Annotated in this window: 22 protein-coding genes; 14 read left to right on the top strand and 8 right to left on the bottom strand. The window is 65.6% G+C overall.

What is annotated here, in order from left to right:
* The first annotated feature begins 21 nt into the window (after positions 1 to 21).
* From AABA51_RS08670 to kynU, 10 genes are all read left to right on the top strand, one after another.
* On the top strand, positions 22 to 1,278 hold the full coding sequence (locus AABA51_RS08670; protein ID WP_338271363.1) for an ABC transporter substrate-binding protein: 1,257 nt from the start codon (positions 22 to 24) through the stop codon (positions 1,276 to 1,278).
* A gap of 3 nt (positions 1,279 to 1,281) precedes the next feature.
* Positions 1,282 to 2,331 (top strand): carbohydrate ABC transporter permease, encoded by a 1,050-nt coding sequence (locus tag AABA51_RS08665; RefSeq protein ID WP_338271362.1) that lies wholly within the window; start codon positions 1,282 to 1,284, stop codon positions 2,329 to 2,331.
* A gap of 105 nt (positions 2,332 to 2,436) precedes the next feature.
* The gene (locus AABA51_RS08660; protein WP_338271361.1) at positions 2,437 to 3,489 is read left to right on the top strand and encodes a carbohydrate ABC transporter permease; all 1,053 of its coding nucleotides are present in this window, start codon (positions 2,437 to 2,439) and stop codon (positions 3,487 to 3,489) included.
* Positions 3,490 to 3,527: 38 nt separating this feature from the next.
* Positions 3,528 to 4,607, top strand: coding sequence for an ABC transporter ATP-binding protein (locus tag AABA51_RS08655; RefSeq protein ID WP_338271360.1), 1,080 nt, complete (start codon positions 3,528 to 3,530; stop codon positions 4,605 to 4,607).
* Between the two features lie 128 nt (positions 4,608 to 4,735).
* The gene (locus tag AABA51_RS08650; RefSeq protein WP_338271359.1) at positions 4,736 to 5,686 is read left to right on the top strand and encodes a metal ABC transporter solute-binding protein, Zn/Mn family; all 951 of its coding nucleotides are present in this window, start codon (positions 4,736 to 4,738) and stop codon (positions 5,684 to 5,686) included.
* Between the two features lie 8 nt (positions 5,687 to 5,694).
* A complete protein-coding gene (locus tag AABA51_RS08645) occupies positions 5,695 to 6,507 on the top strand; it encodes a metal ABC transporter ATP-binding protein (RefSeq protein ID WP_338271358.1) in 813 nt (270 codons plus the stop codon).
* 3 nt (positions 6,508 to 6,510) lie between these two features.
* Positions 6,511 to 7,722, top strand: coding sequence for a metal ABC transporter permease (locus AABA51_RS08640; RefSeq protein WP_338271357.1), 1,212 nt, complete (start codon positions 6,511 to 6,513; stop codon positions 7,720 to 7,722).
* A 3-nt stretch (positions 7,723 to 7,725) separates the two neighbouring features.
* On the top strand, positions 7,726 to 8,652 hold the full coding sequence (locus tag AABA51_RS08635) for a metal ABC transporter permease (protein WP_338271356.1): 927 nt from the start codon (positions 7,726 to 7,728) through the stop codon (positions 8,650 to 8,652).
* A 63-nt stretch (positions 8,653 to 8,715) separates the two neighbouring features.
* Positions 8,716 to 9,546, top strand: coding sequence for a tryptophan 2,3-dioxygenase (locus tag AABA51_RS08630; protein WP_338271355.1), 831 nt, complete (start codon positions 8,716 to 8,718; stop codon positions 9,544 to 9,546).
* Complete coding sequence (gene kynU, locus AABA51_RS08625; RefSeq protein ID WP_338271354.1) at positions 9,543 to 10,730, top strand: kynureninase; 1,188 nt, start codon at positions 9,543 to 9,545, stop codon at positions 10,728 to 10,730. Before AABA51_RS08630 ends, kynU begins: the two co-directional genes overlap by 4 nt.
* A gap of 3 nt (positions 10,731 to 10,733) precedes the next feature.
* Here kynU and AABA51_RS08620 read toward each other — a convergent pair whose 3' ends face one another.
* The 6 genes from AABA51_RS08620 to AABA51_RS08595 form a co-directional block, all read right to left on the bottom strand.
* Positions 10,734 to 11,972: a CoA transferase gene (locus AABA51_RS08620; RefSeq protein ID WP_425328799.1), complete on the bottom strand. Its 1,239-nt coding sequence runs from the start codon at positions 11,970 to 11,972 to the stop codon at positions 10,734 to 10,736.
* Positions 11,972 to 12,850, bottom strand: coding sequence for an FAS1-like dehydratase domain-containing protein (locus AABA51_RS08615; protein ID WP_338271352.1), 879 nt, complete (start codon positions 12,848 to 12,850; stop codon positions 11,972 to 11,974). Before AABA51_RS08615 ends, AABA51_RS08620 begins: the two co-directional genes overlap by 1 nt.
* Positions 12,847 to 13,743 carry a succinate--CoA ligase subunit alpha gene (sucD, locus tag AABA51_RS08610; protein ID WP_338271351.1) on the bottom strand — a complete coding sequence of 299 codons (897 nt, stop codon included), beginning with the start codon at positions 13,741 to 13,743 and terminating at the stop codon, positions 12,847 to 12,849. The genes AABA51_RS08615 and sucD overlap by 4 nt, the downstream gene beginning before the upstream one ends.
* A 12-nt stretch (positions 13,744 to 13,755) precedes the next feature.
* Positions 13,756 to 14,931, bottom strand: coding sequence for a malate--CoA ligase subunit beta (locus tag AABA51_RS08605; RefSeq protein WP_338271350.1), 1,176 nt, complete (start codon positions 14,929 to 14,931; stop codon positions 13,756 to 13,758).
* 123 nt (positions 14,932 to 15,054) lie between these two features.
* Positions 15,055 to 16,011, bottom strand: coding sequence for an HpcH/HpaI aldolase/citrate lyase family protein (locus AABA51_RS08600; protein WP_338271349.1), 957 nt, complete (start codon positions 16,009 to 16,011; stop codon positions 15,055 to 15,057).
* Between the two features lie 22 nt (positions 16,012 to 16,033).
* On the bottom strand, positions 16,034 to 16,504 hold the full coding sequence (locus AABA51_RS08595; RefSeq protein WP_338271348.1) for a hypothetical protein: 471 nt from the start codon (positions 16,502 to 16,504) through the stop codon (positions 16,034 to 16,036).
* Between the two features lie 141 nt (positions 16,505 to 16,645).
* On the opposite strand from AABA51_RS08595, the gene AABA51_RS08590 reads away from it, so the two are divergent.
* From AABA51_RS08590 to AABA51_RS08575, 4 genes are all read left to right on the top strand, one after another.
* Positions 16,646 to 18,049: a helix-turn-helix domain-containing protein gene (locus AABA51_RS08590; RefSeq protein WP_338271347.1), complete on the top strand. Its 1,404-nt coding sequence runs from the start codon at positions 16,646 to 16,648 to the stop codon at positions 18,047 to 18,049.
* Between the two features lie 152 nt (positions 18,050 to 18,201).
* On the top strand, positions 18,202 to 19,311 hold the full coding sequence (hppD, locus tag AABA51_RS08585; RefSeq protein WP_338271346.1) for a 4-hydroxyphenylpyruvate dioxygenase: 1,110 nt from the start codon (positions 18,202 to 18,204) through the stop codon (positions 19,309 to 19,311).
* Positions 19,308 to 20,546 (top strand): fumarylacetoacetase, encoded by a 1,239-nt coding sequence (fahA, locus tag AABA51_RS08580; RefSeq protein WP_338271345.1) that lies wholly within the window; start codon positions 19,308 to 19,310, stop codon positions 20,544 to 20,546. Before hppD ends, fahA begins: the two co-directional genes overlap by 4 nt.
* Positions 20,543 to 20,902, top strand: coding sequence for a Rieske (2Fe-2S) protein (locus AABA51_RS08575; RefSeq protein ID WP_338271344.1), 360 nt, complete (start codon positions 20,543 to 20,545; stop codon positions 20,900 to 20,902). Before fahA ends, AABA51_RS08575 begins: the two co-directional genes overlap by 4 nt.
* Here AABA51_RS08575 and AABA51_RS08570 read toward each other — a convergent pair.
* Both AABA51_RS08570 and AABA51_RS08565 read right to left on the bottom strand, forming a co-directional pair.
* On the bottom strand, positions 20,899 to 22,392 hold the full coding sequence (locus AABA51_RS08570) for a TRAP transporter large permease (protein WP_338271343.1): 1,494 nt from the start codon (positions 22,390 to 22,392) through the stop codon (positions 20,899 to 20,901). The genes AABA51_RS08575 and AABA51_RS08570 overlap by 4 nt on opposite strands.
* Complete coding sequence (locus tag AABA51_RS08565) at positions 22,389 to 22,973, bottom strand: TRAP transporter small permease (RefSeq protein WP_338271342.1); 585 nt, start codon at positions 22,971 to 22,973, stop codon at positions 22,389 to 22,391. The genes AABA51_RS08570 and AABA51_RS08565 overlap by 4 nt, the downstream gene beginning before the upstream one ends.
* Positions 22,974 to 23,058 lie beyond the last annotated feature (85 nt).

The following is a 23,058-nucleotide window of genomic DNA, read 5'->3' as shown; positions in this document are numbered from 1 at the left end:
TCACATCAGGGAGGATAAAGAATGACCCAACTGAAACTGCTTGGCACCACGGCACTGGTGCTGGGGCTGGCGGCCCCTGCCATGGCGCAGGAAATCCGGTTCATGTGCTATTCCGACGGCAATGAATGCGAGGTCTATGACGATGTCCTGACCCGGTTCGAGGCCGCGAACCCCGGCGTGGACGTGATCGTCGACGTGGTGCCCTACCAGGCGATCCTCGAAAACCTGCCCGTGCAGTTGGCCGCAGGCACCGGCCCCGACATCGCCAAGGTCACCGATCTGGGCGGTCTGAACCAGTATTACCTCGACCTCACGCCCCATATCGACACGGGCTATTGGGACGCGAGCTTTGGCGGGACGCTGGATTGGTACCGCGTGGGTGACCGTCAGGGCTACTACGGGTTGCACAGCCAGCTGACCATCACGGGCGCTTTCGCCAATGCCACGCTCTTTGAGCAGGCCGGGATCGAGATGCCGGGCGATGGCGCGACCTGGGAAGATTGGGCGGCCGCATCCCGCGCCGTGGCCGAGGCGACCGGCACCCCCTTCCCGATGGCGATCGACCGTTCGGGCCACCGCGTGGCGGGCCCCGCGATCAGCTATGGCGCGCAGTATTTCGATGCTGAGGGCAATGGCAGCTTCGCAGGCTTCGAACCCTTTGCCGCGGCTTTCGTCGGCTGGAACGAGGATGGCACCTTCGCCCGCGACGTCTGGGCCAGCCAGGGTGGCGCGACCTACCAGGACGCGGCGCAGGAATTCATCAACGGCCAGCTCGTGTTCTACTATTCGGGCAGCTGGCAGGTTGGCCGGATGGACAGCCAGGTCGGTGATCTCTTCGATTGGCAGGTCGTGGGCAGCCCCTGCGGTCCGGCAGGCGCGTGTTCGGGCATGCCGGGCGGTGCGGGCATCGTGGGCTTCGAGCAGTCCCAGAACCCCGAGATCGTGGCAGCCGTGATCGACTTCCTCGCGCAGGAAGACGTCTATGCCGAAGTCGCGGCGCGCACCCGCAACCTGCCCGCGCATCTGGGCGTGGCAGCGGCGGGCGTCGAGTTCGAGGGCGCATCGCCCGCGGCACAAGCGGCGCTCAACGCCTTTGCGGGCGATCTGGCCAATGTCTCGCCCATCGCCTTTGCCTACCAGGGCTATGCCGGGAACCGGGCCATGTTTGGGATCACGGTCGAGCGTCTGAGCCAGGCCATCGTGGGCGAGCTGAGCGTCGAGGATGCGGTGGCGCGCATGGGCGAGGATCTGGCTGCCGCCATGGCCGAGAGCCGCTGACCCATGGCCGAGACAACGGGGCAGGGCGCAAACGCGCCCGCCCCGACCCATGGACGAGATAGCGGTGCCTCCCGCGATGGGCTGGCGCTACGGCTGATTTCACCCGTGATGCGGCTGGTGGAAATCCCCATGCTGTTCTTGCAGCGGCTGTTGGGGATCAACCGGCTGGCTTGGGTGTTTCTCTTGCCCAATCTTGTCCTCTTCGGACTTTTCGCCTTTCTCCCCGTCATCTTGAACATCGCCTATGCGGCGACGGGCGGGGACAACGTGCTTTTGGCCGACCGCCCCTATGTGGGCGCGCGCAATTTCGTGACGCTTGGCGATTGTGCGAGCTACCTTGACCCCAATTCCTGCCGCGAGGACAAGTTCTGGCGCGCGGTCTGGAACACCGCGTGGTTCGTGACGCTGCAGGTCGGCATCATGGTGGGCTTTTCGCTTCTGACCGCCATTGTCCTGAACCGCGAGATCCGCGCGCGGGGCTTTTTCCGGGCGGTGTTCTTTTTCCCCGTTCTTCTGTCGCCCGTGGTCGTGGCGCTGATCTGGAAATGGATCTTGCAGCGCGAGGGGGTGTTGAACGCCTTTCTCGATTGGACGGGGGTGGGCGGCTACAACTGGTTGGTCGATGCGGATTGGGCGTTCGGCTGGTCGGTGTTTCTGTCGGTCTGGGCGCATATGGGGTTTTATACGCTGATCCTGCTGGCCGGATTGCAGGCGATCCCGCGCGATGTCTACGAGGCGGCGACGATGGACCGCGCTTCGCCTTGGCGGGTGTTCCGGCGCATCACGCTGCCGCTGTTGTCGCCCACGATGCTGGTCGTGCTGGTGCTGGCGCTGATCAAGGGCGTGCAGACCTTCGACGAGGTCTATGCCTTTACCGGGGGCGGGCCGGGGACGGCCACGACCTTCATCATCCAGTATATCTACGAGGAAGGGTTCGCCGGGGCGCCGCGCCTGTTCGGTTTGGCGGCCGCGGCCTCGCTTCTGGTGGCAGGGGTTCTGGTGGTGCTGACGCTGGTGCAGCTCTGGCTCAACCGGAGGTCGGCGGATGGGTGATGTGACGATCTGCAGAAGCGGGCGTTTTGCTGCAGCAAAACGGGTGGGAAAACTGCAGTTTTCCCGCCCGGAAAACGCGCGTTTTCCGGCGCGGGGGCAAAGACCATGAGCCGGACCCTCGCCTTTCTCACCGCCACGCGGGGCGGCGCGCGGTTGCACTGGACCGATTGGGCGAGCTACGGCTACCTTTTCCTTGGCGTCTTCCTGATGTTCTTCCCGGTCGTGTGGCTCGTCCTGTCGAGCTTCAAGACCGAGGCCGACCTGCAACGCTACCCGCCCACCTTTCTGCCCTATCAGCAGCAGACCATCACGCTGGAGGGTCACACCGACCCCCTGCCGCTCTTCGAGATCACCGGGGGCGAGCATGAGGGCAAGATCCTTGCCCAGCTGCGCCGCGTGGGCCTGCGCGCGCAGATGGTGGACCCTGCCGATCCCGAGACGCGGCTGACCATCGACATCGCCGACCGGGTGCCGGTCGAACGCTTCACGCTCGCGACCGAGAATTACCGCGACCTGTTCGGGCGGTTCAATTTCCTGCTCTATTTCTGGAATTCGACCTTCATCACGGTCACGGCCACGCTGATCATGCTTTTGACCAATTCGATGGCGGCCTTTGCGCTGTCGAAGTACCAGTTCCGGGGGCGGACATTGGTGCTGCTTCTGGTCATCGGCACGCTGATGATCCCGCAGACCGTGGTTCTGGTGCCCTTGTTCCTGATCGTGACGGAACTGGGCATGTTCAATTCGCTGTGGGGCGTGATCATTCCGGGGGCTGCGACCCCCACGGGGGTCTTCTTGCTCCGCCAATACATGCTGACCATTCCCGACGAGATCCTGGATGCTGCGCGGATGGACAAGGCATCGGAATGGAAGATCTATTGGCGCATCATCTTGCCGCTTTCGGCGCCCGCCATCGCGGTTCTGGCGATCCTTGCCATCATGTGGCGCTGGAACGATTTTCTCTGGCCGCTGATCGTGCTGACCCAGTCGGAGAATTTCACCCTGCAGCTCGCGCTCAATTCGTTCCAGGGCGAGTTGCAGACGCAATGGTCCTCGCTTCTGGCGATGACGGTGCTGACGCTTCTGCCCATCGCCATGGTCTTCATGTTCTTGCAGAAATACATCGCCACGGGCATCGCCTCGACGGGTGGCAAATGACAGCCGCGCATCGGCACGCGACGGGAGGGAAGTAGATCATGGCGGCCATCGAACTGAGGGACGTGCGCAAGGTCTATGGCGCAGCCGAGGTGATCAAGGGCATCGACCTGTCCATCGCGCATGGCGAATTTTGCGTTTTTGTCGGGCCGTCGGGCTGCGGGAAATCCACGTTGTTGCGCATGATCTCGGGGCTCGAGGAGATCTCGGGCGGGGATATCGCCATCGGGGGCGAGGTGGTCAACGACATCCCCGCCGCCGACCGGGGGCTCGCGATGGTGTTTCAATCCTACGCGCTTTACCCGCATATGACCGTGCGCCAGAACCTGTCCTTTGGCCTCGAGAACATCAACACGCCCAAGGCCGAGATCGCCGCCAAGGTGGGCGAGGTGGCCCGCATGCTGCAGATCGAGCAGCTTCTCGACCGCCGCCCCAAGGATCTGTCGGGCGGGCAGCGCCAACGGGTGGCCATCGGGCGGGCCGTCGTGCGCGAACCGCGGGTGTTCCTGTTCGACGAGCCGCTGTCGAACCTTGACGCGGAATTGCGCGTCGACATGCGGGGCGAGATCGCGGCGCTGCACCGCCGTCTGGGCAACACGATGATCTATGTCACCCATGACCAGGTCGAGGCGATGACCATGGCCGACAAGATCGCGGTCCTGCGGCTTGGAAAGCTGGAACAATTCGGACGGCCGCTGGACCTGTACAACCGGCCCGCGAACCTGTTCGTGGCGGGTTTCATCGGCAGCCCCAAGATGAATTTCCTGACCGGCCAGGTCGACCCCGGCGACCGGACGCTGTTGCATCTGGATACCGGCGAGATGCTGCGCCTGCCCGATGCGGGCTTTGCGCAGGTCGCGGGGGAAAGGGTGACGCTGGGCATCCGCCCCAACCATTTGCGCGTGGCCGAGGATGGGCCGGTCACGGTTCATGTGCGCTCGGTCGAGCAACTGGGCGGCGAAAGCTATGTCTATGGCGCGACCGCGACCGGCGCGCCTGTCACCGTCCATAGCCCGGGCCAGACCCGGATCGCCATGGGCGAGACCATCCGCGTCGGCGGAGAGGCGGGGGATATCCATCTTTTCGACAGCGAAAGCGGCCTGAGCCTGCGCGAGGATTGAGGGCGCGGGTTCAAGTCTTTCTTGCGACTAAGTCGCAACTTCCTTGACTTTCTGCGAATGCGTCGCAATATCCCAACGTGACGGCACGGACCGCGCCCGGTCGCGCGGACAGGTTACAGGGATACCCGATGTTGACCCGACGTGTTCTTTTCGCGCTTGCAGCTGCCGCGGCCCTCGCCACGCCGGCAGCGGCACAAGATCGCCTGAACGTCATCGCCACCACCGGCATGATCGCCGATGCCGCCCGGTCTGTGGGCGGTGATCTTGTCTCCGTCACCGCGCTGATGGGGCCGGGCGTCGATCCCCATTCCTATCGTCAGACGCGCAGCGACATCGTGGCCACCGCGCAGGCCGATCTGGTTCTTTGGAATGGACTCTACCTCGAGGCGCAGCTGGAGGAGTTTCTCTTGGAACTGGGCGAAACCCGGCCCGTCGTCGCCGTGGCCGAGGCGATCCCCGACACCCAGCTGATCGGGTCGGAGGAGTACGAGGGCCGGTTCGACCCCCATGTCTGGATGAACCCCAATCTCTGGTCGCGCGTGGTCATGGCGACCCGCGATGCGATGATCGAAACCGCGCCCGAACAGGCCGACGTCTTCACCGCCAATGCGGCGGCGCATCTGGCCGAGCTGTCCGAGCTCGCCGTTTATTCGCAATCCGTTCTGGCCTCCATCCCCGCCGACAGCCGGGTTCTGGTGACGGCCCATGACGCGTTCAACTATTTTGGCGCGGCTTATGGGTTCGAGGTCGTGGGCATCCAGGGCATTTCCACGGAAAGCGAGGCAGGCTTGCAGCGCATCAGCGAATTGGTCGACATGCTGGTTGCCCGCGACATCCGCGCGGTTTTCGTGGAAAGCTCTGTCTCTGACCGCAACATCCGCGCGCTCATCGAAGGGGCGGCCGCGCAGGGCCACGAGGTGGTGATCGGTGGCGAGCTCTATTCCGACGCGATGGGCGCGCCCGGCACTTACGAGGGCACCTATCTTGGGATGATCGACCACAATGTCACGACGATTGCGCGCGCCCTTGGCGGTCAGGCCCCCGAACGGGGCCGGATCGACGAACTGGCGATGAATTGAGGGGAGACATGGGCGAAACGCTGACACTCGCGGCAACGGATGGGCAGGCGACGGGCCGGGGGGGCGATCCCTCCAGCCCGCTTGCCCTGCGCGGCCTGACGGTCAGCTATGGCGAAAAGCCTGCGCTTTTCTCGGTCGATGCGACCTTTCCGGCGGGGGCGATGTCGGCCATCATCGGCCCGAACGGCGCGGGGAAATCCACGCTGCTCAAGGCTTCTCTCGGCCTGATTGCGCGTGTCTCGGGGCAGGTCACGGTCTTTGGCCAGCCGATGGAGGCCGCGCGCGACCGCATCGCCTATGTGCCGCAGCGCGCCAGTGTCGATTGGGATTTTCCCACCACGGTTCTCGATGTCGTGCTGATGGGCCGATACCGCAAGCTGGGCCTGTTCGGTCGCGTGAGCCGCGCCGAGCGGGCGCTTGCGACAGGGGCGCTTGCCCGCGTGGGGATGGAGGGGTTCGCCGACCGCCAGATCGGGCAATTGTCGGGCGGCCAGCAGCAACGCGTGTTCCTGGCCCGCGCCCTTGCGCAGGAGGCTGATCTTTACCTGCTCGACGAGCCCTTTGCAGGCGTGGATGCCGCGACCGAGCGCGCCATCATCGACGTGCTGAAAGACCTCAAGGCGCAGGGGAAATCCGTCATCGCGGTGCATCACGACCTGTCGACGGTGACGGCCTATTTCGACCATGTGTTTCTTGTGAATGTCCGCGCCATGGCCGAGGGGCCGGTCGCCACGACCTTTACCCCCGCAGCGCTGGCCGAAACCTATGGCGGGCGGCTGGCCGCGACGCAGCTTGCCGATCTTGCCCTGACCACGGGCTGAGGCATGGCGGCTTTCCTTGACGCGCTGACGCTGCAGGCGGGCTACAACGCGGCCCTTGTCGCCATCGGGGCGGCGCTTTTGGGGTTTGCCGCGGGGACTGCGGGAACCTTTTTGTTCCTGCGCAAGCGCGCGCTCGTGTCCGATGCGGTGGCCCATGCGACATTGCCCGGTGTCGGCATCGCCTTTCTGGTCATGGTGGCACTGGGCGGCGAGGGGCGGAGCCTTCTTGGTCTCCTCGTCGGCTCGGCCATCAGTGCCTGGGTCGGATTGCTGCTGGTCGACTGGATCGCACGCCGCACGCGTCTGGCCGAGGATGCCGCCATCGGGGCGGTTCTGTCGGTCTTTTTCGGCTTTGGCGTCGTGCTGTTGACCGTGATCCAGACGCTGGATCGCGGGCGGCAGGCAGGGCTTGAGGATTTTCTTCTGGGCTCGACCGCGGGCATGCTGATGCAGGATGCGCAGATCATCGCCATCGGCGGCGCGCTGGTGGTGGCGCTGATCTGGATGTTGCGCCGCCCCATGACGCTTGTCAGTTTCGATGCGGGGTATGCGGCAACCATGGGTGTCGATACGCGGCGGATCGATCTGGCCATGATGGCGCTGGTCATGGCCGTGACCGTGATCGGGCTGAAGCTGGTGGGGCTGATCCTGATCGTGGCGCTTTTGATCATTCCAGCGGTCACCGCGCGGTTCTGGACCAATCGGGTAGAGCTCGTGCTGTGGACGGCGGGGGCCATCGGGGGCCTGTCGGGCTTTGTCGGTGCCGCGCTGTCGGCCTCGGCACCCGACCTGCCGACCGGGCCGATCATCGTGCTGATCGCGGCGGGTTTTTTCGCGCTCTCCCTGATCCTTGCGCCCGCGCGGGGTGTTCTGGCGGCGGGCTTGGCCCATCGCCGGTTCCAGGCGCGGGTGCATCGTCGGCAGGGGCTCTTGGCGCTGGTCAGGGGCGAGCCGATCCATGATCCCCTGACCCTGCGCATCCTGCGGGCCGAAGGGGTGATCCGCGCCGATGGGGTCGCCACCGACAAGGGCAGGGCGCTTGCGGCCAAGATCGCGCGGGATGAACGCCGCTGGGACGTGGCGCGGCGTGTCCACCAGGATACGAGCCTGACCGGGCGCTACGACGGTCTGACGCCCATCGAAGAGGTGTTCACCGCCGACCAGATCGCCGATTTCGACGCGCGGCTGGGGCCGCCGCAGCCGGTGGCGGGCTAGGTCATGGGGGCTGAATTCGTTCAGTTTTCCCTCGCGCCGATCCTGATCGGGGTTCTGGCCTCTGTCGCCTGCGCGCTGCCGGGGAATTTCCTGATCCTGCGGCGGCAGGCGCTGATCGGGGATGCGATTTCGCATGTGGTTTTGCCCGGGATCGTGGTGGCCTTTCTGGTCACGGGCACGGTTGCGGCCTTTCCCATGCTCATGGGGGCGGGGATGGCCGCGCTGGTCGCGGTCGTGCTGATCGAGGCGATCCGCCGTCTGGGCGGGATCGAGCCGGGGGCGGCGATGGGTGTTGTTTTCACATCGCTTTTTGCCGGTGGCGTGCTGCTGTTGGAGCAATCGGACACAAGCGGCGTGCATCTCGATGTCGAACATGCGCTGATGGGCAATCTGGAAACGCTGATCTGGCTCAGGGCCGAGGGATGGGGGAGCCTTTTCGATCCCGTGGCCTTGGCGGGCCTGCCGCCGGAATTGCCGCGCATGGCCGTGGTTGCGGCGTTGATCGGCTGTCTGACCTGGGTTTTCTGGCGTCCCCTGAAGCTGTCGACCTTTGACGAAGGCTTTGCGCGCGCCATCGGCTTGCCGGTCTCGGCCATCTCCCTGGGGCTGGTCGTGACGGCGGCGGTGGCGGCGGTCGCGGCCTTTGATGCGGTCGGATCGATCATCGTGATCGCGATGTTCATCTGCCCGCCCGCCGCCGCGCGGTTGATGACCGACAGCCTGTCGGCGCAGGTCTGGTGGTCGCTTGGCTTTGCGATCCTGTCGGCGATTTTGGGTTATGTTCTCGCGGGTTACGGGCCGATCTGGTTGGGTTTCGCCAATTCCGTGAGTGCGGCGGGCATGATCGCCACGGTCTCGGGCGTGATCCTTGGACTGGCCTGTCTGGTCGGGCCGCGCCGCGCGCGCGTGGGCGTGTCGGCCGGGGCGTGACGGGTTGCGCGCGGCCAAGGCTCGGGGCAGGGTGAACCATCGCATTTGCAACGGAACCCTGCCATGACCGACGCCTATGATCCCGCCTCTGACGGCGCGCAGATGTCCTATGCGCGGGAGATGAGCTACGGCGATTACCTTGCGCTCGAAGGCTTGCTGGAGGGGCAAAAGCCGCTGTCCGATGCGCATGACGAGATGCTGTTCATCATCCAGCACCAGACGAGCGAATTGTGGATGCGGCTTGCGATCCATGAATTGACGGCGGCGCGCGCGGGTCTTGCGGGTGGTGAAATAAGGCCTGTTTTCAAGATGTTGACGCGGGTGGCGCGGATATTCGAGCAGTTGAACGGGGCCTGGGACGTGCTCAGGACAATGACACCGTCCGAATACACGGCCTTTCGCGACGATCTGGGAAAATCCTCGGGATTCCAGTCACATCAGTATCGGCGCATCGAATTCATGCTGGGCAATCGCAACATGGCGATGCTGAAGGTGCATGAACACAGGCCCGCGCTTCATGCCGCGCTGGTGGCGGAAGTGGCGGAAAAATCCCTTTATCATGTGGCACTTGACCGGCTTGGCGCGGCGATGGAGCAGGATTTTTCGGAGCATTACCGGATGGAGGCCCCGCATCAGGCCCAGGACGCGATCCGGGACGCCTGGGCGCGGGTCTACGAGGCGCCGCAAGAGCAGTGGGAACTCTACGAGCTGGCCGAGAAACTCGTTGATCTGGAAGACTATTTTCGGCGTTGGCGGTTCAATCACGTGACCACGGTGGAGCGGATCATCGGCTTCAAACGGGGCACGGGCGGGACATCGGGGGTGCAATATCTGCGGCGGATGCTGGAGGTGGAGCTGTTTCCCGAGCTTTGGCAGGTCAGGGGGCAGCTATGACGATCTTGCGCAAACATCTGTTCGATATCCCCGAGGGGATGATCTATCTGGACGGCAACTCCTTGGGGCCATTGCCGAAATCGGTTCCGGCGCGGCTGGCGCGGGCGGTGACGGAGGAATGGGGCGCGCATCTGATCAAGGGGTGGAACCTTGACGGGTGGATGGCGCAGCCGGCCCGGGTTGGCGATGCGGTCGGGCGGCTGATCGGGGCGCCTGAGGGCAGCGTGGTGATGGGCGACACGCTGTCGATCAAGGTTTACCAGGCGTTATCGGCGGCGCTCCAAATCTCACCGAAACGTAAACAGATCCTGTCAGATCTTGGGAATTTCCCAACGGACCTCTACATCGCAAAGGGTTTGTTAACCCATCTGGATCAAGGCCACGAGTTGCGGCTGGTCGAGCCCGAAGATGTCGCCGATGCGATCACCGAAGAGGTCGCGGTGGTGATGCTGACGCAGGTCGATTACCGCACCGGCCGGATGCATGACATGGCGGCGATCACGGCGCGCGCGCATGCGGTTGGCGCGGTGGTGATCTGGGACCTGGCCCATAGCGCGGGCGCGGTGCCGGTCGATCTGGCGGGATGCGGCGCGGAATTCGCGGTGGGCTGCAGCTACAAGTATCTCAACGGCGGTCCCGGCGCGCCGGCCTTCATCTATGTCCGGCCCGATCTGGCCGATAGGGTCCGGCCCGCGCTGGCGGGATGGTTGGGGCATGAAGCGCCCTTTGCCTTCGATCTGGATTATCGGCCCGGCCCCGGGGTGGCGCGGATGCGGGTGGGCACGCCGCCTGTCTTGCAGATGACCGCGCTGGAAGCGGCGCTGGAGGTCTGGGAGGGCGTGGAGATGGCGGCGCTCCGCGCGGCCTCGGTCGCCTTGTGCGAGACCTTTATCGCGGAGGTGGAGGCGCGCTGCCCGGAGCTGGTGCTGGCGAGCCCGCGCGATGCCGCGATGCGGGGCAGCCAGGTGTCGTTCCGGTTCGAGCAGGGCTATGCCGCGATGCAGGCGTTGATTGCGCGGGATGTGATCGGGGATTTCCGCGCGCCCGATATCATGCGGTTCGGCTTTACCCCGCTTTACGTCTCGGAAGACGAGGTGATCCGCGCGGCCTCTATCCTCGAGGAGGTCATCCGGGACAGGTTGTGGGACCGTCCCGAATACCGCGCGCGGCAGGCTGTGACGTGAGGCTCAGGAGGCGCGGCGGAGCGCCTCCCGCCCCGGTTGGGTGACGATGCCCTGATCGAACAGCTCAGCGATCTCGTGGTCGGGCAGGCGCGCGACATCGGCAAGCACGGCTTCCGTGTGTTGGCCCAGAAGCGGCGCGGGGGTGACGGTTTCGCGCTCGTGACCGGAAAAGCCGAAGGGCGTGCCGGGGACGAGGAAGCGGCCAAGGCCCGGTTGGTCGATCTGCGAAAAGATCGGGTTGTCGGGCGACAGGTCGGGGTCTTCCTCGATCGCTTGGGAAAAGCTGCGGAATTCGGACCATGTGACGCCTGCGCGGTCGAAGCTTTCGGCGAAATCGGCGACACTGCGGGCGGCGAACCACGGGGAAAGGATCGCGGTGATCGCGTGGCGGGCGTGCCAGCGCGCGCCCTCGTCCCGGAAATCGGCGCCGAGGGCCGTGGCGAGCGCTGCCATGGGTTCGGACAGCCCGGTGACCTTGAGGAGGTTCTGCCATTGCCGCGCGGTCAGGCCGATGACCATGACGCGCCTGCCGTCGGCGCATTGGAAATCCTGACCATAGGCCCCGTAAAGGCTGTTGCCCGCGCGCCCCCGGGTTTGGCCTGTCAGCGCGTGTTCGGCGATGATGCCCAGATGGCCGAGCATGGCCGCGGCCACGTCTTTCAGCGTCAGATCGACGGCCTGGCCCGTGCCGTGGCGGAGCCTGTGGCGTTCAGCGGCGAGAAGTCCCGAGACGACGAGCCCGCCCGCGATGGCATCCCATGCGGGCAGCGCATGGGCCACCGGGTCGGTCGATCCCTCAGGGCCGGTGGCCATGGGAAAGCCCACGGCGGGATTGACGGTGTAATCGACGGCGGGCCGCCCGTGGCGGTCGCCGCGCAGCGTGACCGAGACCAGATCGGCGCGGCGAGCGGCAAGGGTCGCGTGATCGGTCCAGCCGGGCGTTGCGAGATTGGTGATGAAAAGCCCCGCGTCGTCGCCCGGGGCGCAGATGATTTCCTGCGCGATTTCGCGCCCGCGCGGCGTTTTCACGTCGATGGCGATGGAGCGTTTGCCCTTGTTCATGCCCGCCCAGAACAGGCTTTGGCCGTTCGGCGCGATGGGCCAGCGGGTCGCATCCATGCCGCCCGTAGGCAGGTCGAAGCGGATCACCTCGGCCCCCATCTGCGCCAAAGTCATGCCCGCCAGCGGCACGGCTACGAAGGCGGAGGATTCGACGACGCGCATACCGTTGAGAACGCCCATCAATCCCACTCCGCCTGTGCGGTCATGCCAAGATAGCCCTCGGGCGTGGCGGTGCCGAGTTCCATGGTCTTGCCATTGGGGGCAAGCTTGCCCTGCAGGCGCAGGTCGTGGTTGTGGAACATCGGATGGACCCCCCGGAAGCTGAAGCGCCTGGGCGGCACGCCGGTGTGGCGCTTGGCCGTTTCCATCAGCATGATCGCCTGCATCGGCCCATGGGTGACGAGGGCGGGGTATTTTTCGACCTGTTGTGCATAGGGCAGGTCGTAATGGATGCGATGGGCGTTGAAGGTGGCCGCCGAAAAGCGGAAGAGCCGCGCCTCGGTGATGGCCACGGTTTCGTCGAAATCGGGATTTTCCAGTTCGGGGAGGCGTTTGGGGGGCGTGAAGACCTCGGGGATATGGAGGTAGACGATATCTTGCCGTTCCTCGACGAAACTGCCGGTTTCGCCTTCGACCTGGTGGTCGACGGTGACGAAGACCATGTCGCCCGTGGCCCCCGATTTGGGCGTGACGGAGCGGATGGTGGATTTGCGGCGGAGCCGTTCCCCGATGCGCAGGGAGCCGTGAAAGGTCAGCGCGCCCGCCGCCCACATGCGGCGGCGAAAGGCCAGGGGCGGCAGGAAATCCCCCAGTTCGGGGTGGCCGTCCTGACCCAGTTGGGCGAGCGGCACGAATTCGGGGAAGGCCGCCCAATGCCAGAGCCGGGGCAGAAGCCCGCCCCGCCGCGTGTCGCGCGGCAGGGACAGGGGATGGGAGACCGCCGCCGACATCATGCCCGCCAGTTCCGGCGTCAGGCAGCCCCAGCGTTCCTCGGTCCGGCCGATCCAATCCTCGGCGTCGCGCAGGGTCGCCATGGCGAAGGATTCCACGCGGCTCATGCCGCCACCTTGTGGCCGAGCATCCGGGCCACGGTGTCGCCCATGGAGGAGGGGTTGGGCGCGACCATGATCCCCGCATCTTGCAAGATTTCGACCTTTTCCTGCGCGCTTTCGCCAAAGGCCGAGATGATCGCGCCCGCATGGCCCATCTTGCGGCCCTTGGGGGCGGAGAGGCCCGCGACATAGGCCGCGACCGGTTTTGTCATGTGGTCGCGGACGAATTGTGCGGCCTCCGCCTCCTGCGGGCCGCCGATTTCGCCGATCATGATCACGGCATCTGTGTCCTCGTCATTCTCGAACAGCTCGAGGATGTCGCGGAAGGAGGAGCCGTTGATCGGATCGCCCCCGATGCCGATGGAAGACGAGACGCCGATGCCGAGGGCCGACATCTGGGAGGCGGCCTCGTAGCCGAGCGTACCCGAGCGGCCCACGATGCCGACGCGGCCCTGTTTGTAGATATGGGGCGGCATGATGCCCATGAAGCCGATGCCGGGGCTGATCATCCCTGCGCAATTGGGGCCGATGAGGCGCATCTTGCGCTCGCGCGGGTAGCGTTTGAGGAAGCGTTTGACCTTCATCATGTCCTGGGCGGGCAGGCCATCGGTGACGCAGACGGCGGTTTTGATGCCCGCATCGGCGGCCTCCATCATCGCGTCGGCGGCGAAGGCGGGGGGCACGAAGAGGAGGGAGGCATCGGCGCCCGTCGCCTCCACCGCCTCGCGGACGGTGTTGAACAGCGGGCGGCCGAGAAGCGTTTCGCCGCCCTTGCCCGGCGTGACGCCGCCCACGACATTCGTGCCATAGGCGATCATCTCCTCGGCATGGAATTGGCCGATGCGGCCGGACATGCCCTGGATGATGACGCGGGTATCCCTGGTGATCAGAATGGCCATGGTCTGGGGTCCTTATTCGGCGGCAAGGGGGGTGGGACGGGCGCGGACGGCCAGTCTGGCGGCCTCGGCCAGCGTGTCGGCGGAGAGGAGGGGCAGGCCGGATTGGCGGATGATCTCGCGCCCTTCCTCGACGTTCGTGCCCGAGAGGCGGACGATGACGGGAAGGGTCAGGCCGACCTCCTGGTAGGCTTGCACGACGCCCTTGGCGATCCAGTCGCAGCGGTTGATGCCCGCGAAGATGTTGACGAGGATCACGCCGACATTGGGATCGGTCAGGACGGTGCGAAAGGCGGTGACGACCCGTTCGGGCGAGGCGCCGCCGCCGATGTCGAGGAAATTGGCGGGCGCGCCGCCCGCGAGCTTGATCATGTCCATCGTGGCCATGGCGAGGCCTGCGCCGTTGATGATGCAGCCTATGTCGCCGTCGAGGCCGACATAGGCCAGACCGTTGTCATGGGCGCTTGCCTCGCGCGGGTCTTCCTGCCCCGGATCGCGCAGCGCTGCGACCGTGGGGCGGCGGTAGAGGGCGTTGGTGTCGAAGGACATTTTCGCGTCTAGCGCGACCAGATCGCCCGCGCCCGTGATGGCGAGCGGGTTGATTTCGACCATCATCGCGTCGAGATCGCGATAGGCGCGGTAGCAGGCGCGCAAGGTGGTGACGAATTGGCCGATCTGCTTGCCCGAAAGGCCGAGGCGGAAGGCCAGTTCGCGGGCCTGGTAATCGACAAGGCCTGCGGCGGGGTCGATGACCATGCGCACGAGGCTGTCGGGATCGGATTCCGCCAGATCCTCGATCTCCATCCCGCCGTGGCCGGAGGCGACGATCATGATGCGCTCGGATTTCCGGTCGAGGACGAAGCCGAGGTAGATTTCCTGCGCGATGTCGGTGGCTTCCTCGATCCAGAGGCGTTCGACGATCTTGCCTGTCGCGCCTGTCTGTTTCGTCACGAGGGTCTTGCCAAGGAGGGAGGCGGCGAAGCTGCGCACCTCACCCTCGGTCTGGCAGAGCCGCACGCCGCCTGCGGCCCCGCGCCCGCCGGAATGGATCTGCGCCTTGACCACGCAGGGGCCGCCGAGTTGACGGCTGGCATGGGCGGCCTGTTCGGGGCTGAAGGCGAGATGGCCGCGCGGCACGGGGACGCCGAAATCGGACAGGATGGATTTGGCCTGATGTTCGTGGATGTCCATGGGCGAGGTCCTTTCTGGGCGGGTGGTTGGCGGGGGTGGGCCGGGGTGGTGGGCGGGGGTGGTGGGCAGATTGCCCACCCTACGGGGCAGCGGGGGATGGGTGGTTTGGGGGACGGGGCCGGGTCATTCGGCGGCGAGGGGGGCGCGGGCGGCGATGGCTTCGGCCATGTCGATCACGTTTTTCGCCATCTTCTCGGAGGCGGCGTCGATCATCTTGCCGTCGAGGCTGGCGGCGCCCTTGCCCTGCGCCTCGGCGGCCTTGAGTTCCGCGATGATGCGGCGGGCCTTGGTCACCTCGGCCTCGGGGGGGCTGAACACCTCGTTGGCCATGGCGACCTGGCTGGGGTGGATGGCCCATTTGCCCTCGCAGCCAAGGGCGGCGGCGCGGCGGGCACCGGCGACATAGCCGTCGGGGTCGGAGAAATCGCCGAAAGGTCCGTCGATGGCGCGCAAGCCATAGGCGCGGCAGGCGATGACCATGCGCGTGATCGAAGCATGCCATTGATCGCCGGGGTAATCGGGGTTGAGCCCGCCGATATTGGTGGTGCGCGCGCGCATGGAGGCCGCGTAATCGGCGACGCCGAAATGGAGCGCCTCGAGCCGCCCGCCGAATTGGGCGATGGCCTCCACATTGGCCATGCCGAGCGCTGTTTCGATCAGCGCCTCGATCCCCACGCGGGTTTCAACGCCAGTGCCCTGTTCGATCTGGTTGACCAGTGCCTCGACCATGTAGAGATCGGCGGGCACGCCGACCTTGGGCACGAGGAGCGTGTGGACCCGGTCGCCCGCCTGTTCCATCACGTCGACCACGTCGCGATACATGTAATGGGTGTCGAGCCCGTTGATGCGGACCGAGACGGTCTTGCCCAAGCCGGCCCAGTCGATGTCGTTGAGCGCCTCGATCGCATTCTTGCGGGCCTGCGTCTTTTCGGGGGGTGCCACGGCATCTTCGAGGTCGAGAAAGACGTAATCGGCGGCGGAGGTCGCGGCCTTGTCGATCATCGTGGGGTTGGAGGCGGGAACGGCCAGTTCCGAACGCTGCAGGCGCTGGCGGCGGAGGGGGTGGAGCGTGTGGGACATGTGCGGGGTCCTTGGAGCGGGGTTATTCGGCGGCGAGGCGGGCGAGGCCCGCGCGCGGATCGGTCAGGACGATATCGGCATGGGCCCCGGCCAGATCGGGGGCAGGTGCTTTGCTTGCATCGACAAGGAGGAGCGCGTCGTGGAAGGCGGTGTCGAGGGCTGCGCGCACCACATGGGGGTCCACATGGTCCGCCACCACAAGCACGGCCTTGAGCATTCCGAAACGATCCGCGCCGATGCGGCGGGCGATGGTCTTGGGGGTCGGGGTTTCGAGCAGTTCGACCCTGAGACCGGCCTGATGGGCGATCTGGCCCCAGGCCCGCGCGGCCCCGTCGCTGCCCAGCACCACAACCCTGTCACGGGGGGTGAGGGCCGTGGCGAGGATGGCTTGCCAGGCGGTTCCTGTGGCGCAGGGGAAAATGCGGATTTCGGCACAGTGACCTGTTGGCTGGGTGGTCACATACGGGCCAAGGTGGCGCTGGCGGCTGGGCATCCGGACTTCCTCCATGCGGGATGTGGGAAGACCATGCCTTCGGCCCGGCCGGTTTCAAAAAGCTTCCGGGTCCTGCTGTGAATGCGAGAATTTACATGTTATGATTTCCGTGAACTTGTAAAATCCACGGTATACAACGGCATGAAAACCTTCATCGGTCCGAGGCTGCGGCGGTTGCGCGTCGATCATGGCCAGACGCAGGCCCAGATGGGCAAGGCGCTGGGGATTTCGACATCCTATGTCAACCTGTTGGAAAAGAACGAAAGGTCGGTTTCGGTTCCGGTCCTGTTGAAGCTGTTCGAGACCTATGGCGTCGATTGGCGCGATCTGGCCGATGACGAGGATACCGCGCATCTGGCCGATCTGCGCGCGGCGCTGGCCGATCCCTTGTTCGACGGGGAGCGGCCCGATCTGGCGCAGATGCGCGCGGCGCTGAGCCATGCGCCGGATCTGGCGGCCTGTTTTCTGCGGTTGCATCGGTCGTGGTTGGCCACGACCGACCAGTTGATGAGCGTGGTGGAGGCGGGCGACGGGGCGCGGGCCTTGCTGCAAGCCTCGCCCGAGGAGGCGGTTCACGACTTCTTTCGCAAGAACAGGAATCACTTTCCGGCGCTGGAACAGGCGGCAGAGGCGTTTTGGGACGGAGCGGCGCCTGCGACGGATGATGTCTATGCGAGCCTCAAGCAGCGGCTGATGGCGCGGTTGGGCTTGCGGGTGCAATTGGTGCCGGTGGCCGAGATGCCGCGCACCTTGCGGGAATATGACGAGGGGCGGCGGCTCATTCTTCTATCAGAAGCCCTGGACCATCCCAACCGGGTGTTCCAGCTGGTGCATGTGGCGGGATTGATCGAAGAGCGCGATATTTTCGACGCGCTCCTGTCGGAGGCGGGTCTGGCCGATGCGCATGACCGGGCGCGCTGCCGGGTGGAATTGGCGAATTATTTCGCCGCCGCCGTGTTGATGCCCTATGGCCCGTTTTTGGCCGAGGCGCTGGCGTCGCGCTACGATTTCGACCATCTGGCCACACGCTTCGGGGTCAGTTTCGAACAGGCCTGCCACCGGGCCACGACCCTGCAACGGCGGGGCGCGCAGGGGGTTCCGTTCTTTTTCCTGCGCATCGACAAGGCGGGGAATGTCACGAAGCGGTTCAATTCGACCGATTTCCACCTGGCCGAACATGGCGGGGCCTGTCCGCGGCTGGAGGTGCATATGTCGTTTCGTACGCCGGGGCGGATCGTGCCGCAATTGGTGGAGATGCCCGACCAGAGCCGGTTCATGGTGTTCTCGCGCACGGTCGACCGGCCGAGTTTCGCACGCCATACGCAAGATGTGCGGCTGGCCGTCGCCATGGGGTGTGCGGTCGATCATGCGGCGGCCATCGGCTATGCCGATACGCTGACCGCCGCCGGCGCGCCCGTGACCGAGATCGGGATCAATTGCCGGATCTGCCCGCGCAGCCAATGCGATCAGCGCGCCCATCATGCTTTGGTCATGGCCGAGCCACTGGACGAGCGGCGGCGGGGGGCCACGCGCTATTCGGCCTGAGAGGGTCATCGCATTTGCAACGAATATTGACAGGGGCCGCGCCCGCATGAGACAAGCGGGCTGGGCAGGGGGCCGACCCTTGCCCCCCGCGGGCCGGGATTGTTTCGCTGCGTGAAGGGCACGTACACGCAGGCCAGACAAGGGAGGACCGCATGGGACCTTTTCCCCATGATGCCCCGAAAGCGACCATAAACGCCCTGAACATCGCAGGCACGGACGGGTTCGAATTCGTCGAATTCGCCCATCCCGAGCCGGAGGAGCTGGAAGAGCTCTTCACCGCGATGGGATATGTCGAGGTGGCGCGGCACAGGTCGCGCGACATCTCGCTCTACCGGCAGGGCGACATCACCTATCTGCTGAACCGCGACCCGGACGGCCATGCGGCGGCCTTTGTCGCCGAACACGGGCCTTGCGCGCCCGCGATGGCCTGGCGGGTGGTGGATGCAGACCACGCGCTGAAATGTGCGCTGGACTATGGGGCGGAGGAATATTCCGGCCCCGGCAAATCGCTGGATGTGCCCGCCGTGGTGGGCATCGGCGGATCGCTTTTGTATTTCGTCGACACCTACGGGGAGGCGGGCAGCCCCTATGCAGCGGAGTATGACTGGTTGGGAGAGCCGGACCCGAGGCCCGAGGGGGCGGGGTTCTATTACCTCGACCACCTGACGCATAACGTGCAGCGCGGGAACATGAGCACCTGGTATGATTTCTACGCCAAGGCGTTCAATTTCCGCGAGATCCGGTATTTCGACATCAAGGGGCAGCAGACGGGCCTCTATTCCCGCGCGCTGACAAGCCCCTGTGGCAAGATCCGCATCCCGATCAACGAAAGCGCCGATGATACGAGCCAGATCGAGGAATATCTGAGGGAATACAAGGGCGAGGGGATCCAGCATATCGCGGTGGCCACGCGCGACATCTATGCCAGCGTCGACAAGATCGCGGCCAATGGGATCGAATTCATGCCGCCCCCGCCCAAATCCTATTACGCGATGAGCCACAAGCGCGTGCAGGGCCACGAGGAACCCATCGCGCGGATGATGCAGCACGGTATCCTGATCGATGGCGAGGGGGTCGTGGACGGGGGGATGACGCGGATCTTGCTCCAGATCTTCTCCAAGACCGTGATCGGGCCGATCTTTTTCGAATTCATCCAGCGCAAGGGCGATGACGGCTTTGGCGAGGGGAATTTCAAGGCGCTGTTCGAGTCGATCGAGCGCGACCAAATCGAGCGCGGTGTGCTGAAGGCGGCGGGCGAGTGACGTTGAACAAGACGCATGATCCGGCGCGACGGTCCTGGGTCGAGAGCGCCAATGCGGCGGGCTGCGCCTTTCCGATCCAGAACCTGCCCTGGGGCGTGTTTTCGCAAGGCGGGGGCGCGGCCCGGGTGGGGGTGGCCATCGGGGAGATGATCCTTGACGTGAGTGCGCTGGAGGAGGGCGGGCTGGTCGTGCCCGCGCCGGGGCGGTGTGTGTTCGGGGCGGGTGTGTTGAACCCGTTCATGGCGCTGGGGCCTGCGGCCTGGTCGAAGGTGCGGGGCGCGTTGGTGGGGCTGCTGGATGCCGAGGGGGGGCGGCGGGACCTGCCGCTTGTCGCGCAGGCGGATGTGGTGATGCATCTGCCGATTTTCGTGCGCAGCTACACGGATTTCTACGCCTCGCGCGAGCATGCGACCAATGTGGGGACGATGTTTCGCGGGCCCGAGAATGCCTTGCCGCCGAATTGGCTGCACATGCCCATCGGCTACAACGGGCGGGCGTCGACGGTCGTGGTGTCGGGCACACCTGTGCGCCGGCCCTTGGGGCAGCTGAAGGGGGCGGGCGAGGTGCTGCCCCGCCTTGGGGCGAGCGAAAGGCTCGATTTCGAGCTGGAACTGGGGGCGGTGATCGGGACGGGGAGCGGGATGGGGCAACCTGTGACTACGGCCGAGGCCTGGGAAATGATTTTCGGCTTTGTCCTGCTCAACGATTGGTCGGCGCGGGATGTGCAGGTCTGGGAATACCAACCGCTCGGGCCGTTTCAATCCAAGGCTTTCGCCACGAGTATCAGCCCATGGGTGGTGACGCGCGAGGCGCTGGAGCCCTTCCGGGTCGCCCCGCCCGCGCGGGAGGTGGATTTGCTGCCCTACCTGGCGGAGGGGGAGGATCGGAACCTCGACCTGCATCTGGAGGTGGCGCTTGCCCCCGAGGGGCAGGCGGCGCGGACCATCGTGCGGACGAATGCGCGGCATCTCTATTATTCCGCCGCGCAGCAGGTCGCCCATCACGCGATATCGGGCTGCGCGATGGAGGTGGGCGATCTGATCGGATCGGGCACGATTTCGGGGCCAATCCCGGAGAGTTGCGGGTCGCTTTTGGAGCTGACCGAGAACGGCAAGAGGGGCGATTTCCTGCAAGACGGGGACGGGGTGGTGTTTCGCGGCTGGTGCGAGGGGGGCTATTCCCTGGGCTTCGGGACGTGCGAGGGGGTGATCCTGCCCGCGCCGGTGGCGCCGTGAACCACGACGCATGGCGCGATTTTCCGGGGGCACCGGGGGCGGGCGCGCGGATCTGCCGGGCGGTGGATGTGCCGGTTTCGGGTGTGGCAAGCCATGATCTGGACGGGTTCCCCGTGCTGCTCGTGGCCAGTGCCGAGGGGGTGCGGGCCTATGTGAATGCCTGTCCGCACCAATACCTGCCGCTGGATTGGCGGTCGGGGAATATCCTGTCTGCGGATGGCGCGACCTTGCGCTGTTCCAACCATGATGCGGGATTCGATGCCTGCACCGGGCAGGGGCTGGACGGGCTGGGGCAGGGTTGCGCGCTGGACCCTGTGCCGGTGCATATCGCGGGCGATTGGCTGGTGATCGGTTAGCGCAAAAGGAACAGCGTGATCGAGGGGAAGGCCACGAGCACGGCCACCCGGATCACGTCGGAGGTGACGAACCACAGAACCGCCCTGTAGGTCGCGGTCATGGGCGTGGATTTGTCCATCGCGTTGATGATGAACAGGTTCATGCCCACGGGCGGCGTGATCAACCCCACCTCGACCACGATCAGGACCAGGATGCCGAACCAGATCGCGGTGAGCGTCTGGTTGAAATCGGCATGCATGGCCTCGGTCACCGGGCGCAGGCCGAGGGCGCGGAATTCGTCGCGGGTGAGCGCCACGCCTTCGGCCAGTTTCGCCTGTGCCTGTGCCAGCAGGTCGGGGGCCATGGCGATGCCGTCGGCGATCCCTTCGGCCAAGCGCGCCGCCTGCATGTCTAGGAGCGAGATCAGGCCGAAATCCATCTGCGCCATGACCGGCCAGAAGATCGGGATGGTCAGGAGGATCATCGACAGGCTGTCCATCAGGCAGCCCATGATCAGGTAGAAGACAAGGATCAGGATCAGCACGGTCAGGGGGGCGAACCCCTGTCCCACGACCCACATCGACAATTCCTGCGGCATCTGGGTGAGCGCGAGGAAGGAATTGTAGAGTTTCGCGCCCAGCACGATGAAGAAGATCATGGCCGAGGATATGGCCGTGGTGATCACGCTTTCCTTGAAGAGCGCCCAGGTCATGTTGCCCTTGAGAAGCGCCAGAAGGCCTGTGCCGGCCGCGCCCACGGCGGCCCCTTCGGTCGGTGTGAACCAGCCCGCGTAGATGCCCCCCACGACAAGGCCGAAGACGAGGATGACCGGCCAGATCTCGGCCAGCGCCTTGAACCTTTCGGAATAGGGGACGCGCTCGCGCAGGCCCGCGCTGTCGGGGTTGAGGCGGACATAGATGGCGATGACGATCATGTAGCCGATGGCCGCCAGAATGCCGGGAACGAAGGCCGCGAGAAACAGGCTTGCGATGTTCTGTTCGGTCAGGATGGCGTAGATCACGAGGATGACGGAGGGCGGGATCAGGATGCCGAGCGTGCCGCCTGCGGCCAGTGTCGCGGTGGAAAAGCCGCCCGAATAGCCGTAGCGGCGCAGTTCGGGGAGCGCCACGCGGCTCATCGTGGCCGCGGTCGCAAGCGAAGATCCGCAGATCGCGCCAAAGCCCGCGCAAGCGCCCACGGATGCCATGGCGACGCCGCCCTTGCGGTGGCCGAGCCAGCCTTCGGCCGCCTTGAAGAGCGCGCTCGACATGCCCGAGAGGGTTGCGAATTGCCCCATCAGGAGGAACATGGGGATGATCGAGAGCGAGTAGCTGGAAAAGGTCGAATAGCTTTCGGCCTTGAGCAGGTTGAGGCCCATGGTCGGGCTGCCCGTGGCAAGCCAGAGCCCGCCGAGGCCCACGGTGAACATGGCCGCCCCGATGGGCGCGCGCAGGAAGATCAGCGCTAGAAGCACCGGGAAGGACCAGAAACCAAGGGCGAGCGCGCTCAATGCCCCGATCCTTCGGCTTCGGAGCCGGGCAGATGGGAGCGGCCCGTCAGCCCCTCGGCCACCCGCGCGGCGGCGCAGTAAAGCCCCACAAGGCCCGCCACGATGGCCGCGACAAGGCTTGCGCCATAGGCCCACCAGATCGGGAATTGCAAAAGGAAACTGGTCTGGCCGTTGTCGAGTTTCTCGAGAAAGCCCGCGTAAAGCCGCCAGCCGATCACGATGACGACAAGCGCGAGGACGATTTCCCAAAATGCGGTGAGAAAGCGGTTCACGCGGGCGGGCATGAGGCCGGTGAAGACATCGACCGTGGCATGGGCCGCCATCAGCTGGCAGATCGGCAAGAACGCGAAGACGGCGAAGGCGATGCCCGCCTCGACCAGTTCGTAATCGCCGCGCACGGGGCCGAAGCCCGTGAGCCATGCGGCAAGGGCGGGGGCCGCAGCCGCGAGCGTCTCCCAATGGCCCAGCTGGTCGAGACCCCGGCCAAGGATGCTGGCGCAGGTGAGCGCGACAAGGGCCGAGAGCACAAGGCCACCCAGAAGCGCCATCAGGCGCGCCGTTCGGGTCACGAGGGTCAGCATGGGGCGCTTGCCTGTGTTCTGGGACTTCGGATCGCCCTGTGGGTAGGGGATGCCCCCCGCCCCTGCAAGGGGCAAGGGCCGGGGG

The organism is Roseicyclus marinus (assembly GCF_036322625.1).
Taxonomy (GTDB): Bacteria; Pseudomonadota; Alphaproteobacteria; order Rhodobacterales; family Rhodobacteraceae; genus Roseicyclus; species Roseicyclus marinus_A.
This window is presented reverse-complemented; position numbering and strand designations above follow the sequence as displayed.

What these genes read in the sequence shown, in the direction of transcription:
- AABA51_RS08650 (WP_338271359.1), top strand. Translation starts at nt 4,736, where the DNA reads ATGTTGACCCGACGTGTTCTTTTCGCGCTTGCAGCTGCCGCGGCCCTC.
- AABA51_RS08595 (WP_338271348.1), bottom strand. Translation starts at nt 16,504, where the DNA reads ATGCCCAGCCGCCAGCGCCACCTTGGCCCGTATGTGACCACCCAGCCA.
- kynU (WP_338271354.1), top strand. Translation starts at nt 9,543, where the DNA reads ATGACGATCTTGCGCAAACATCTGTTCGATATCCCCGAGGGGATGATC.
- AABA51_RS08645 (WP_338271358.1), top strand. Translation starts at nt 5,695, where the DNA reads ATGGGCGAAACGCTGACACTCGCGGCAACGGATGGGCAGGCGACGGGC.
- AABA51_RS08620 (WP_425328799.1), bottom strand. Translation starts at nt 11,972, where the DNA reads ATGGGCGTTCTCAACGGTATGCGCGTCGTCGAATCCTCCGCCTTCGTA.
- AABA51_RS08665 (WP_338271362.1), top strand. Translation starts at nt 1,282, where the DNA reads ATGGCCGAGACAACGGGGCAGGGCGCAAACGCGCCCGCCCCGACCCAT.
- AABA51_RS08635 (WP_338271356.1), top strand. Translation starts at nt 7,726, where the DNA reads ATGGGGGCTGAATTCGTTCAGTTTTCCCTCGCGCCGATCCTGATCGGG.
- AABA51_RS08655 (WP_338271360.1), top strand. Translation starts at nt 3,528, where the DNA reads ATGGCGGCCATCGAACTGAGGGACGTGCGCAAGGTCTATGGCGCAGCC.
- AABA51_RS08605 (WP_338271350.1), bottom strand. Translation starts at nt 14,931, where the DNA reads ATGGACATCCACGAACATCAGGCCAAATCCATCCTGTCCGATTTCGGC.
- AABA51_RS08630 (WP_338271355.1), top strand. Translation starts at nt 8,716, where the DNA reads ATGACCGACGCCTATGATCCCGCCTCTGACGGCGCGCAGATGTCCTAT.
- AABA51_RS08660 (WP_338271361.1), top strand. Translation starts at nt 2,437, where the DNA reads ATGAGCCGGACCCTCGCCTTTCTCACCGCCACGCGGGGCGGCGCGCGG.
- AABA51_RS08640 (WP_338271357.1), top strand. Translation starts at nt 6,511, where the DNA reads ATGGCGGCTTTCCTTGACGCGCTGACGCTGCAGGCGGGCTACAACGCG.
- hppD (WP_338271346.1), top strand. Translation starts at nt 18,202, where the DNA reads ATGGGACCTTTTCCCCATGATGCCCCGAAAGCGACCATAAACGCCCTG.
- AABA51_RS08590 (WP_338271347.1), top strand. Translation starts at nt 16,646, where the DNA reads ATGAAAACCTTCATCGGTCCGAGGCTGCGGCGGTTGCGCGTCGATCAT.
- AABA51_RS08615 (WP_338271352.1), bottom strand. Translation starts at nt 12,850, where the DNA reads ATGAGCCGCGTGGAATCCTTCGCCATGGCGACCCTGCGCGACGCCGAG.
- AABA51_RS08565 (WP_338271342.1), bottom strand. Translation starts at nt 22,973, where the DNA reads ATGCTGACCCTCGTGACCCGAACGGCGCGCCTGATGGCGCTTCTGGGT.
- sucD (WP_338271351.1), bottom strand. Translation starts at nt 13,743, where the DNA reads ATGGCCATTCTGATCACCAGGGATACCCGCGTCATCATCCAGGGCATG.
- AABA51_RS08670 (WP_338271363.1), top strand. Translation starts at nt 22, where the DNA reads ATGACCCAACTGAAACTGCTTGGCACCACGGCACTGGTGCTGGGGCTG.
- AABA51_RS08600 (WP_338271349.1), bottom strand. Translation starts at nt 16,011, where the DNA reads ATGTCCCACACGCTCCACCCCCTCCGCCGCCAGCGCCTGCAGCGTTCG.